Annotated in this window: 13 protein-coding genes; 7 read left to right on the top strand and 6 right to left on the bottom strand. The window is 59.5% G+C overall.

Features of this window, described 5'->3' with window-relative positions:
* The first annotated feature begins 143 nt into the window (after positions 1–143).
* Positions 144–1,202: a 4-hydroxy-3-methylbut-2-enyl diphosphate reductase gene (locus tag PGC08_RS08135; RefSeq protein WP_009883712.1), complete on the top strand. Its 1,059-nt coding sequence runs from the start codon at positions 144–146 to the stop codon at positions 1,200–1,202.
* A 12-nt stretch (positions 1,203–1,214) separates the two neighbouring features.
* On the opposite strand, the gene PGC08_RS08140 is transcribed toward PGC08_RS08135, so the two are convergent.
* Positions 1,215–2,399 (bottom strand): DNA recombination protein RmuC, encoded by a 1,185-nt coding sequence (locus PGC08_RS08140; protein WP_009883713.1) that lies wholly within the window; start codon positions 2,397–2,399, stop codon positions 1,215–1,217.
* Between the two features lie 73 nt (positions 2,400–2,472).
* Between PGC08_RS08140 and ychF the strand changes: the two genes are divergently transcribed.
* Positions 2,473–3,558 (top strand): redox-regulated ATPase YchF, encoded by a 1,086-nt coding sequence (ychF, locus tag PGC08_RS08145; RefSeq protein ID WP_009883714.1) that lies wholly within the window; start codon positions 2,473–2,475, stop codon positions 3,556–3,558.
* A gap of 5 nt (positions 3,559–3,563) precedes the next feature.
* Here ychF and PGC08_RS08150 read toward each other — a convergent pair whose 3' ends face one another.
* From PGC08_RS08150 to PGC08_RS08160, 3 genes are all read right to left on the bottom strand, one after another.
* Positions 3,564–4,250, bottom strand: a complete 687-nt coding sequence (locus PGC08_RS08150) for a haloacid dehalogenase type II (protein WP_009883715.1) — start codon at positions 4,248–4,250, stop codon at positions 3,564–3,566.
* Between the two features lie 179 nt (positions 4,251–4,429).
* Positions 4,430–5,020: a GNAT family N-acetyltransferase gene (locus PGC08_RS08155; RefSeq protein ID WP_009883716.1), complete on the bottom strand. Its 591-nt coding sequence runs from the start codon at positions 5,018–5,020 to the stop codon at positions 4,430–4,432.
* Positions 5,017–5,622 carry a TetR/AcrR family transcriptional regulator gene (locus PGC08_RS08160; RefSeq protein WP_009883717.1) on the bottom strand — a complete coding sequence of 202 codons (606 nt, stop codon included), beginning with the start codon at positions 5,620–5,622 and terminating at the stop codon, positions 5,017–5,019. Before PGC08_RS08160 ends, PGC08_RS08155 begins: the two co-directional genes overlap by 4 nt.
* 171 nt (positions 5,623–5,793) lie before the next feature.
* Here PGC08_RS08160 and PGC08_RS08165 point away from each other — a divergent pair, with 171 nt between their 5' ends.
* From PGC08_RS08165 to PGC08_RS08180, 4 genes are all read left to right on the top strand, one after another.
* A complete protein-coding gene (locus PGC08_RS08165; protein ID WP_271710054.1) occupies positions 5,794–6,159 on the top strand; it encodes a zinc ribbon domain-containing protein YjdM in 366 nt (121 codons plus the stop codon).
* A gap of 1,172 nt (positions 6,160–7,331) precedes the next feature.
* Positions 7,332–7,577 carry a type II toxin-antitoxin system RelE/ParE family toxin gene (locus PGC08_RS08170; RefSeq protein ID WP_442868170.1) on the top strand — a complete coding sequence of 82 codons (246 nt, stop codon included), beginning with the start codon at positions 7,332–7,334 and terminating at the stop codon, positions 7,575–7,577.
* A gap of 9 nt (positions 7,578–7,586) precedes the next feature.
* Positions 7,587–7,886, top strand: a complete 300-nt coding sequence (locus PGC08_RS08175; RefSeq protein ID WP_009883720.1) for a HigA family addiction module antitoxin — start codon at positions 7,587–7,589, stop codon at positions 7,884–7,886.
* 33 nt (positions 7,887–7,919) lie between these two features.
* The gene (locus tag PGC08_RS08180) at positions 7,920–9,110 is read left to right on the top strand and encodes a PD-(D/E)XK nuclease family protein (protein WP_271709927.1); all 1,191 of its coding nucleotides are present in this window, start codon (positions 7,920–7,922) and stop codon (positions 9,108–9,110) included.
* A 76-nt stretch (positions 9,111–9,186) separates the two neighbouring features.
* Here PGC08_RS08180 and PGC08_RS08185 read toward each other — a convergent pair whose 3' ends face one another.
* Positions 9,187–10,227 (bottom strand): methionine synthase, encoded by a 1,041-nt coding sequence (locus tag PGC08_RS08185; RefSeq protein WP_271709928.1) that lies wholly within the window; start codon positions 10,225–10,227, stop codon positions 9,187–9,189.
* 17 nt (positions 10,228–10,244) lie between these two features.
* Positions 10,245–11,237 carry a putative oxygenase MesX gene (locus tag PGC08_RS08190; RefSeq protein ID WP_069599929.1) on the bottom strand — a complete coding sequence of 331 codons (993 nt, stop codon included), beginning with the start codon at positions 11,235–11,237 and terminating at the stop codon, positions 10,245–10,247.
* A gap of 125 nt (positions 11,238–11,362) precedes the next feature.
* Between PGC08_RS08190 and PGC08_RS08195 the strand changes: the two genes are divergently transcribed.
* On the top strand, positions 11,363–12,304 hold the full coding sequence (locus tag PGC08_RS08195; protein ID WP_029417202.1) for a LysR family transcriptional regulator: 942 nt from the start codon (positions 11,363–11,365) through the stop codon (positions 12,302–12,304).
* Positions 12,305–12,379: the final 75 nt, after the last annotated feature.

Raw genomic sequence — 12,379 nt, forward strand, 5'->3', positions numbered from 1 at the left:
CCCTAACGAACGGTGGTGACATGACGAATCAGCGCCGCGCAGGAACACCCCGGGTTGCAGGCTTGTTGTGGGTTGCTTCACCTTTGTAGCCGTTGTTCAGGTCCCCGGCCTAAACTGTGCTTGTGACTGCCGTATCTGTACCCATGCCCACCATTCCGCGCAAACGCCTCGCTCCGGAAGACATTCGGACGCCTGAAGGCGCCGACCAGAAGGTGCTTCTGGCCGCCCCGCGCGGATACTGTGCCGGTGTTGACCGCGCAGTGATCGCCGTCGAGCGCGCACTCGAGCACTATGGTGCTCCGGTCTATGTGCGCAAGGAGATTGTGCATAACCGCCATGTGGTCGACACCCTCTCCGAACGCGGCGCCGTATTCGTCAACGAAACCGACGAAGTTCCCGAAGGCGCCCGCCTCGTATTCTCTGCACACGGTGTCTCTCCTGCCGTCCACGCCGAGGCGGCCGCTCGCGAACTGTCGACGATCGATGCCACCTGCCCCTTGGTGACGAAGGTCCACCGCGAGGCAGTCCGTTTCGCCCGTGACGGTTACCGCATTCTGCTAGTCGGCCACGCAGGTCACGAAGAGGTCGAAGGCACGATGGGAGAGGCTCCCGACGACATCACGTTGATCCAGAACCCTGAGGAAGCCAAGACCGTCCAGATCGACGATGCAGAGAGCCTGGTCTGGCTGTCACAGACGACGTTGAGTGTCGACGAGACGATGGAAACGGTCAACATCCTGCGGGAACGGTTCCCGCACCTGCAGGACCCTCCAAGCGACGACATCTGCTATGCCACGTCGAACCGACAGGTGGCCGTGAAGAAGATCGCCCCACAGTCCGATCTGGTTCTTGTAGTCGGCTCAGCCAACTCGTCGAATTCCGTGCGTCTGGTCGAAGTTGCGCTGGAGCACGGGGCCAAGGACGCGCATCGCATCGATTTCGCTCGTGAGGTCGACGAAACCTGGTTCCATGATGTCGCAACTGTCGGCGTGACCTCAGGAGCGAGCGTCCCGGAGGGACTGGTCCAGGATCTCCTCAAACTGCTGGCAGAGTACGGCTTCGGCTCGGTCGAAGAAATCGTCACGGCGGAGGAGGACATCATGTTCTCCCTGCCGCGCGAACTGCGCAAGGACCTCAAGGCCGCCGGTAAGAAGACATCGAACAAACGCGATGGCGCCGACCGGGATCACGACCTGATCTGATCGCTGCCTGATCTAGTCCGTGCCAGTATGGCGGCGTCTCAGATCAGTGGGATCCTGTGTCGCGAATGGATCCTGTCCCGAGATGCGTGGCCGTGTGAGTTCTTCAGCGCTGACTCCACGGCTGCGTGAGTCGAGTTCAGCAACTGCATCGAGTTCGGTGGCGACGATTCCCGTGCTCGGAAACTTTCGGGCGGTGACGAGGAACCGCGATTCCAGCGATGAGACGAATCGGTTGTAGTCCTCAACCGACCGGTCGAGACTTGAGCCCATCCGTGTCACGTGGGTGACCAGAGTGCCTATGCGTTCGTAGAGTTCGGTGCCGAGCTTGAGTACCTCGGCTGCGGAGGTGCTCATGTCAGCCTGCCGCCAATTGAGTGCCACGGTCTTGAGCAGAACCAGCAGCGTGGCGGGGGAGGCGAGCACGACGTTCTTCCCGAGAGCATGATCGATCATCTTCGGATATGTGGACGCCGCCGAGGAGAGCAGCCCGTCCGTGGGGACGAAGCAGACGACGAAGTCCGGAGCAGTGTCGAAAGACTTCCAATACTCCTTCGAAGCCAGAGCATCGATGTGGCGCAGCAGTGCGCGAGCATGATCCTCATCGCTGGCATCAGCGTCACCCATGCGTGCTGACAGTGGTGTCTTGGCATCGATGATGATCGTTCCGCCGCCGGGCAGATTCACGGTCATGTCAGGGCGATGGCGTTTGCCGTCACGCACGCTGCTGACTTGGGTCTCGAAATCCACATGGGGGAGGAGGCCGGCATATTCGACGATGCGTTTGAGCTGGACCTCGCCCCAGTCTCCACGCTGAGTCGTCGAATTCAGCGCGCTGGCCAGTGAACCGGTGGACTCCTGCAGTCTGAGGTTCTGTTGGCTCAGGTGCCCGATCTGCGTGTTGAGTCGCGTAATCTGTTCCAACTGCGTCCGGTCCTGGGACTGAAGGTTCTCCTGCAGGTGATTGACGCTTGCAGCCAGGGGGCCGATGGCCGCAGTGATCTCGCCGGCCATCTGTGCATCAGCCTCCAAATCCTCCGTCCTGTTCGTGAGAATCCGAGACGTGGTCTCCGCTCTCGTAAGTCGCTCAATATAGCGGGAACGCGTGTGTGCGCGTCCGAGGAGGAAGCCGAGGGCGACGCTGATGATGATCGCCAGGATGAGGATGACGATCGCTCCGGTGGCGGGGAAAGAATTCATGACTCAAGCGTGACAGACGGCACTGACACGAGATTTAGACCCGCACCTCGGCGGCGGGATAGACTTAGCTACCGTGGCTCTAACTATCGGAATCGTGGGACTGCCCAATGTCGGCAAGTCGACCATGTTTAATGCATTGACCAAGAACCAAGTTCTCGCGGCGAACTACCCGTTCGCGACGATCGAACCGAACGTCGGCGTGGTGCCGTTGCCCGACGCGCGACTGACTCGACTGGCGGAGATCTTCGGATCCGAACGCATTCTCAACGCAACTGTCGACTTCGTCGATATCGCCGGAATCGTCCGTGGCGCTTCCGAGGGCGAAGGGCTGGGCAATCAGTTCCTGGCCAACATTCGCGAGGCTGAGGCAATCTGCCAGGTCATCCGCGGGTTCGTCGATGACGATGTGATCCACGTCGAGGGCAAGATCAGCCCGGCCGACGACATTGACACCATCAACACCGAACTCATCCTCGCCGACCTGCAGACCTTGGAGAAGGCACGGCCGAGGATTGAGAAGGAAGTCAAAGGCAAACGGGCACCGGCAGAACAGCTGACCGCCATCGATGCCGCTGTCGAGATCCTCGAAAGCGGAAAGACCCTCTATCAGGCGATGCAGTCCGACAAGTTCGACGTCACCGAGCTGCGCGAACTTCAGCTGATGACCGTCAAGCCGTTCCTCTACGTCTTCAACGTCGATGACGATGTGCTCGCCGATGAAGAGAAGAAGGCAGAGATGCGTGCACTGGTGGCACCTGTCGAAGCGATCTTCCTCGACGCCAAATTCGAGTCCGAACTCGCTGAACTCGACGAAGCGGAAGCCCTCGAGATGCTGGAATCCACCGGCCAGGAGGAAGCAGGACTGGACAAGCTGGCACGCGTCGGCTTCGATACATTGGGCCTGCAGACCTACCTGACAGCCGGCCCCAAGGAATCCCGCGCCTGGACCATTCCGAAGGGTGCAACGGCACCCGAGGCGGCTGGTGTCATCCACACCGACTTCCAGAAGGGCTTCATCAAGGCTGAAGTCGTCTCCTTCGACGATCTCGACGCCAACGGCTCGATGTCCGCAGCCAAGTCCGCCGGCAAGGTCCGGATGGAAGGCAAGGAATACATCATGGTTGATGGGGACGTCGTGGAGTTCCGATTCAACGTCTGACGGGTTCAGCCGAGAAGCTGTGTGTGTAGGTCGGCGAGGTCTGCGGCATAGATGTCGAAATGGTCATCAAGCCTGGGCGAATCGCCGCCCGGTCGCGGCACGTAAGCGGTCCGCAGCCCGGCGTCGGCAGCGGCGCGGAGATCCCATGCGTGAGCGGCGACGAGATACGGCGGTCCTGATCCCGCCGGTGCCGCGGCCAGCGCGAGCTGGTAGATTGCCGAGGCGGGCTTGTAGGTGTTGGCGTCTTCGGCTGACAGCGTCAGGTGCCATCTCATGCCGGAGGCTTCGACCAAGGCGGACAACACTTGGTGACTGGCGTTGGACAGCCCGCCGACGATCATGTCCTCGGCGAGTCTTGCCAGACCTTCGACGGAATCTGGCCACGGTTCGAGTTTTCTCGACGCGGTTGCGAGCGGAGCGCTCAGATGGGCCGATAGCGCATCGTCCGCAACGAGTTGAGCCAGCGCCGCGGAGTCCAAGTCGTGGCTTGGGACGAACTCGGCGTCTCCGGCGATGATCTTGCGCTCTCGCGCGGCAACGTCATCGAGCCACCTGGCCACGAGGTTGTCTGCATCTGCCCCCCTCCATCCGGTAGCGGCTGCGACGGACCTCCGCAAGCTGCCGGCTTGGTCAACGAGCGTCCCCAGAACATCGAACACGACGAACGGGCGGGTCTCTTCGGAGGTTCTCATGTCTCGATGAACGCGTTCGACGCTGGGCCTATTCCAGCGTGGAGGAGACCACTGCAGCAGAGGTTGCTCCGTGCCGGAATGCGGTGGAGTTTAGATTTTCGAACTAGAACCCGGACTTGAGGAGAGCCCCGAAGCGCTCTTCCTGACCTGTCGAGTTCTTGCGCTCTTCACGCGTCGGCCTACGCGCGGGTGAGGCCCATCGAGACATATGCGGAGAACCCAGCTCGCTTCGCGAACTTGATGCGTCGTCGCTGCCTCTCGGTGAATCCGAGCTTGGCGTACAGTCCAAGGGCCGGAGTGTTGGTGTCCTTGATATCACGCAGCACGAACTCGTCGGAGGGCAGCTCCAAGAGCCGACGCATCAGCGCAGTGGCTACGCCTTTGCTCTGATGCTGCGGCGCTGTCGTGACGAATGCAATCTCCGTCAGACCGTCGCGGGCACCGTCGTAGGCCCCCATGAATTGGCTTCGGATGATCCGATAGCTGATGATCCCGTGTATTGGACCGAGCACGCGCTGGAGCTCGTGCCGATCCGGCTCGAAGCATTCCTGCTCGCCTTCGGTGACGACCGCGACCGCGGCGGGCTCGCCGTCGACGAGCGCGATGTGGAAGCGCTCCAGGATGAGCATCGGGGCGAACGCGTCGGCAAGCACACCGGGGTCTTTGGAAAAGAACGCGAAATCCTCGGCGAACCCTTGCGTGAGAACTTCCGCGATCCTGTGCCGATGCCCCTCACCCAGTTCGTCTGCGCGCGCGACTTCGATCTTCATCGGGGTCCTCCTGTGAACATTCGTAGGATCAGGTCGACATCGGGCTCCGTAGATCCCTCCCGAAGAGCAACGTGCATCGTCGTCATACCGGCAAGCATGGCGAAGTAGTGAGCGGCCATTCGGGTTGGGTCTCCCGCAGTGATCTGGCCTGCGGCCTGGCCTCGACCGATGATCAAGGCGAAGGCCCGCCAGAGCGCCCCCTGCGTTGCGGCCAGCCGCGCTGCAGTCCCCTCAGGAGTGTCCGTCGTAAAACCCTGGTTGATCACCATGTAGAACTCGGCCGCGCCGTTGTTCGCTGCGAGGTCCGCCACGTATACCTCGGTGAAGGATCGGATCATAGAGAGCGGGTCCCCTTCGGTCGAGAGCAGCGTGGTGACAGCCACGAGCCCGCGCGAGGCCTGTTCGATCAGTTCATCGAACAACTCTTCCTTGCTCGCGTAGTGCCGGTAGATCGACCCGGTGCTGACCCCCGCTTCGGCGGCGATCTGGCGCACGTTCGTGGCCGCGAAACCGCGGTGCGCGAACACTCGGACGGCAGCCGTCTCCACAGCCGAGCGCGTGGCTGAGCGCAACGCTTCGTTCTGCTCCGTCGTCCGCGGCACGATGATCCTTTCAATGAACTTGTGTTCATTTTATGCAGCGATCGCACCGGGCGCAACTGGGTGCCCGACTAGGGTTGCTACGAGGTGCCTGGTGGGCAGTGGAATGATGCGCGGCCACGGGTCGACACTCAAAGGTTGGTACGTGTGGCGACGTGGTGGAGTTCCGTTTCAATGTCTGATCAGCTGCCTTCGTGCCCTGAATGCTCGGAGTCGTACACCTACGAACAGGGCGCGCTTCTCGTGTGCCCGATGTGCGGCCACGAATGGACGCCCGCTTCGGACAGTGATGATGAGTCGTCGTCTGCCGAAGGCGAGGTTATCCGTGATGCCGTCGGCAATCTGCTCGCCGACGGCGATGCGGTGACAGTCGTGAAGGGTTTGAAGGTCGCCGGCAGCGGCGGTGGTACCATCAAGGTCGGGACCAAGGTCAAAAGCATTCGGCTGCTCGAGCAACCGGTGAACGCCCACGACATCGACGCCTCTGTGCCCAGCCTCGGGCGGATCTACCTGAAGTCCTCGGTGGTCAAGAAAGCCTGAGGAGACATTCGCCGTCATTCTTCCTCAACGGTGAGGGGGATGACGCCACGAATTGTGCGGCCTGACGGCATGGCAGGGGACTGCGCCGTCGTTCCACCCGATTGAGTTGGGGGTCCGGCTAGTTGCGTCAGCACAAACCCGGCATACACGACTCGGTTCTCCCTCATCAATGGCGTGAACGAGGATAACTCGAGGCCTAATTCATTCGTCGCAACGGTGGCTAAAGTCGAGCTGTGCGTCACGATGGACAGTGATGACAGTCAGCGCCACCGGTCGGGAAGACTCGCACTGAATAGAGCGTCTTGAGGCTCAGTGCATGCCTAGCAAATCCGAGCTGATAATTGTCTCGCAGATATGCCGTATGAGCCCGGCTACAGGCCGGGCTCTGGATTCCGAATCTGTTGTACATCCAGCCACCCGAAAGCTTTCGCATCAGCTTCAGTGAGTGGTGCGGGTCCGATAATGTCCGTGCGGAAGGTAACTACCGTGCCCGACCCCCTGCTGCCTGCGACTGGGGCCAAGGCACGGTCGGGAATGCCAAACCGATAAGTCTGTGACCACGAACCGTTTTCGCGATAGTTTTCGTGAACGAGTACGGAGCTCAGTGCCGTGACCGTCGACATGCCTCTTCTTGGTAGTCCATCGCATAGGAAGTGCTGCGGAGATCCTGGCGTGAATCGCACATCTGGAGTAGCCATTACGGGCTTGCGGATCGCAATCCCATCGGTGTCCCGTCTCGTATCGGTACCACGTCCATCGTCCGCGACCGTGACCCATCCGTTTGGCAGGTGGGTGACAGTCGTGAACCCTTTCCGTCCCTGACTTTTGGCCTCGTCGTTGGCATAAGCAAGGATTTCAAGGATGAGGTGACGACTGCCTCCCGCGAGATAGGGCTTTTCGAGACGTGCCCTGACTTCAGCGAGATGCTCAATATCAAGGTCAGCGTCCCAATTGTGTGTGGTAGTCTCCCAGCTCGAACGATGGCTCATTTGCCCATTTTAGTGACTGGGCATGGAAGAGACAGATGAAGCTGCGCTTTGTCGAGTGGGACTGAAGCATTGGAATGTGCCGGAACTTGATGAATTACCGATTTAACGTATGGCGTTATTGACGCGTTCCGTTATAAACTGGATGGCGTGATCAGATCGTTTGCCGACCGCGACACCGAGCGTGTGTGGCGTCGTGAACCGGCGAGGCGACTTGATCCTCGTATTCACAAGACTGCGAATCGGAAGTTGCATCAGCTGGATGCAGCGGTGTCGCTCGATTCCATGCGTGTTCCGCCCGGTAATCGTCTGGAGTCACTCAGAGGTGATCGGGCTGGTCAGCATAGCATTCGCATCAACGATCAGTGGCGGATCTGCTTTAGGTGGACCGGTGCCGGTGCAGAAGAAGTCGAGATCGTGGACTATCACTGAGGAGGGGCGATGTCCGAGAAGCTTTACCCGCCGATCCATCCGGGGGAAGTCCTCATGGAGGATTTCATCGAGGGGTTCGGTATCACGCAGAATAAGCTCGCTGTGTCGATCGGTGTGCCACCTCGGCGTATCAATGAAATAGTGCACGGAAAGCGTGCCATCACTGCCGACACAGCTTTGCGTTTGGGGCGGTATTTCGGTGTGGAGCCGCAATTCTGGCTTAACCTGCAGAGTCGTTATGATCTGGAGCTTGCAGAGGAACGCGTGTCCGACCAGGTCGCGGCAATCACGCCGCTTAAGGTTGCGTAACTACAACCGAGACCGGACGGATAGCATTGGCCCATGGCCATACGACCCTCGGACATGAACAACTTCGTAACGGCGCTTCTACCTTCGCTGTCGCAGAGCCTGGCCGAACAATTCAGCATTTTTCGGGTGATGCATCATGGCACGCACGAGAAGCAGCTTTCCAACGTATTCGTATGGCTGCTGGATGCTGATGCGACTCACGAGTTCGGTGACAAAGTTCAACGCGCCTTCCTTTCGAGGGTCAATGCAACACGATCGGTTGATTCGCAGTTGCCGTTGTCCGGTTATCACGTAGTGCAGGAAGTTGACACGAGAGCGCAGCAGGAGATCGCTGACGAGAGCAGTATGGATATTGCGGATATCGTCCTTTCCCGTCCAGAGGCCGCAGTCGTCATTGAAAACTACGGGACCTCGGATGGCCACGGACATGACTTTCACAGATACCTTGCACACGGAGCTGCCGGAGGTCGATCAGCTGCGGTTGTCCTGCTGTGCCATCGTTATGAGGCGCACCTGCAGCGAGAGGGTTGGGAACAGGCAACCGTCGTCACATACGCCGAGATACTGAGTGACCTTCAGAATTACATTGATCGAGACAAGAATTGGTCCCGACGACATCCCGAGCAGTTCTTCTTCATCCGGCAGATGATGGAGCATTTTGTGGAAGGCGCAGCAGCAGTGGACATTGATGATCAGATTTCCTTTATCAAAGCTAAGTGCGAGACAGGGGAATCGGCGAGATACGGATATCGGCCTCGGGACCGAGCAGCACAAGAATTTGCTGAATCTGTTGCTGAGCATGCGCGCCGTCAGTTCGATGACAGCCGTTCGACGCTCGCGGCGGTCAAAGACGGACTGCGAAGGTATGCACGAACGGTATTGACCGATCAAGTGAATGAGAGCACCGAACTCGGGCGCATCCAGAAAGTCGTGACCCGATTCGTTGGACAGTGGGAGTGGTGCGTTGAACTGCAGCGCGCAGATGCGCAGCCTACGATCTTCCTCGAGTTCGGGCCTACCGCCGCAGTTGAGAATGGACGGGTAGCTGACCCCCTGGATGCTCCTGACTATTCTCGTATTTTCTTGACCCTTCAAGATGCCCGGCGAGACGGTATCGCGCTCATCATAGAGACGGAAGTCAGTCTCGGCGAGATCATTGAAGGTCTGTCTCGAGATGATGTGCGCTTGCGGGATGCAGTGCTTGCTATGACGGCAGAAGTCTGACCCGTACAAAGCATACCTCTCGCTGACGGCCCCCGCCTGAGGACCGTCAGCCACGCGGTATCTATGCAGCCAGGAGTCAGGGCTTAGCCGCGGCGAGTTCCTCGCGAACGATGCTTGTTCCCGCGCTCAGTGCGCTCAGCTTTTCGAAGGCAACATCCCGCGAAAAGGGCGCCATGCCGCAGTTCGTGCTCGGGACGAGCTTGTCCGAGTCGACGAATCTGAGAGCCCGGCGAAGGGTGTCGGCGACCTCCTCTGGAGTTTCGATGGTCTCATTGGCCACGTCGATGGCTCCGAGCATGACCTTCTTGCCGCGGATGAGCTCGATGAGGTCCATCGGGACACGGGAGTTGTGGCACTCCAGTGAGACGATGTCGATGGTCGACTGCTGCAGGAGCGGGAATGATTTCTCGTACTGGCGCCATTCGGACCCGAGGGTAGCTTTCCAGTCGTTGTTTGCGGTGATCCCGTAGCCGTAGCAGATGTGAACCGCCGTCTCCGCGCGCAGTCCTTCCGCAGCTCGCTCCAGCGTGGCAATTCCCCAGTCCTTCATCTCGTCGAAGAAGACGTTGAAGGCAGGCTCGTCGAACTGGATGATGTCCACTCCGGCCGCTTCCAAATCCCGCGCCTCCTGATTGAGGACAGCGGCGAACTCCCAGGCCAACTTCTCGCGACTCTTGTAATAGCCGTCGTAGAGCGTGTCGATCATTGTCATCGGGCCCGGGAGCGCCCACTTGATCGGTTGGTCGGTCTGCTGTCGGAGGAACTTGGCGTCGTCGACGAACACTGGCTTCTCACGGCTCACGGCGCCGACCACAGTGGGCACGCTCGCGTCATAACGATCACGGATTCGAACCGTTTCGCGCTTCTCGAAATCGACTCCGCTGAGGTGTTCGATGAACGTGGTGACGAAGTGCTGGCGGGTCTGTTCTCCGTCACTGACGATGTCGATGCCGCGGTTGGTCTGTTCGTGGACTGCGATTCGCAGAGCATCCTGTCGTCCCTCGGACAAGGCCTCGCCTTGCAGGTTCCATGGTGACCAGAGGGTCTCAGGCTGGGCGAGCCACGTCGGCTTCGGCATGCTGCCGACGATCGAAGTGGGCAATAGAGTCGGCTTCATTGATTCTTCTCCGGTGGTCATGCGGCTGGAACGGGATAGTTGGCGGCCCACTGATCGAGCATGTCCCGGTGTGGGTTGACGAACGTCTCTGCGGTGTACTTTCCCTGCTTGACTGCGAGCTGGCTGCGTTCGACGCGATCGTAGGTGATCGGTGTCTCCGAGAAGTCGTCCCGTTCCAGTGTCGGCCGATAGATGTCTTCGGCGGCCACGTGCGCGTTGTAGATCTCCGGTCGATAGATCCTCTGGAAGGTCTCCATCGTGCTGATCGTGCCGATGAGCTGCAAATTGGAGTAGTCGTTGAGGAGATCGCCGCGGAAATAGAAGGCGAGGGGCGCGACGCTGCCTGGCGGCATGAAGTATCTCACCTGCAGTCCCATCTTTCCGAAGTAGTCATCGGTCAGCGAATATTCGTCTTGCTGGTACTCCACGCCGAGAACCGGATGGTGATTCGCGGTCCGATGGTAGGTCTTGCTCGTCGACACACTGATGCAGACGACGGGTGTCACCTGGAACCGTTCCCGATACGCTGCGGAATCGAGGAAGTGCTGGAACAGCTTGCCGTGCAGTTCACCGAAGTCATCAGGGACCGTGAATTCGCTCGCGGACTCGTTGGCAGCCGGAAGTCGCACGCTGAAATCGAAATCGCGAACATAGGACGAGAAGTTGTTTCCCACGATCCCGGGATGGCGGTCACCAGTCGCTCGATCAAGGATCTGGACATCCAGAACCTCGAGCAAGGGGAATTCCTGTTCGTTGCCGGCGGCGGTGAACTGCAGCTGTCCAGAGACGATCTCGAGGTCGACAGCGTAGCGGTCCCCGGCGGGGTTATCCCAATGGGCGAGGTCGTTGAACCGGCGATTGATCGTCGTCAGGGTGTTGCGGAGGTTCTGCTGACGGTGTTCGCCCCTGGCGAGGTTCGCGAAGTTCGTCGTGGCCCGTGAACTATCCGACGGGGAGTAGTGCTCGTCGAATCGGGTGGTGGTGATGTTGAATGTGAATTCGGTTGTCATGGACGTCCAATTCGGTGTCTGATCGGCCGGGATCGGCCTTGCGGAGGTCTTCGGAATCCATCCTGCAGGCAACGGCTGGTTATCGGGTAACTTGGTTGAACTATGGGTTCATATAGTCTTTATCTATGTCCCGAGGATTGAGAAGCATCACACTGCTGCAGCTCCACTACTTCATCGAGGTTGCGGCGGAAGGGTCGATCACAGCCGCTGCCGATCTGCTCTATGTCTCCCAACCGACGATGTCGGCGGCAATGAAAGATCTTGAGACCCGCGTAGGTCGGGCGCTGCTCTTCCGATCAGCCCGCGGCGTGACACTGACTGTGGACGGCGCGGAGTTCCTCGGCTATGCGCGGCAGGTCGTTGAGCAGGCGGAGCTCCTTGAGCAGCACTATCTCGGTCGGCCCCCGTCGCGACGCCTGCTCGGTGTATCGGCGCAGCACTACTCATTCGTGGTTGATGCGTTCGTGCGGATGGTCAAGGCCAGCGATGCGGCCGAGTATGAGTTCTCGCTTCGAGAGACTCGCACTTGGGACATCATCGAAGATGTTCGCACGCTCCGCAGCGAGCTCGGCATTCTCTATCGGAACGACTTCAACCAGAAGGTCATCGACAAACTGCTGCGAGATTCCGGGCTTGTCTTTCACCCGCTTTTCCTTGCAACGCCGCACATCTTCATCTCCCGGAAGAATCCGCTTGCCGCCCGAGATCGCGTCACCCTTGACGACTTGGCCGAGGTGCCACGACTGACCTTCGATCAGGGAGCGAACAACTCCTTCTACTTCGCCGAGGAGATTCTCTCCACTTTGTCGAGCAAGCAGGAGATCAGGGTCTCCGACCGTGCGACGATCTTCAATCTCATGATCGGGCTCGACGGCTATACGATCTCGACGGGCATCATCAGCGATGACCTCGATCCAGAGATCGTCGCGATTCCACTCGACGTCGACGAACGCATCGAGATCGGGTGGATCGACCATTCCGGCATTCCGCTCACCGAACAGGCCCGTCGCTACCTCGAGGAAGTGCGTGCCGTTGTCACGGGATTCGAACTCGAGCTGATCGGCTGACTCTGACGAGGTGAGTCTCACGCGCACGGGTGATTGCTCACGTATCCGTGCCAGGCCCTGCGCTAGAGTGTCCTC

This window comes from Brevibacterium sp. BDJS002 (assembly GCF_028201555.1).
GTDB lineage: Bacteria > Actinomycetota > Actinomycetes > Actinomycetales > Brevibacteriaceae > Brevibacterium > Brevibacterium aurantiacum.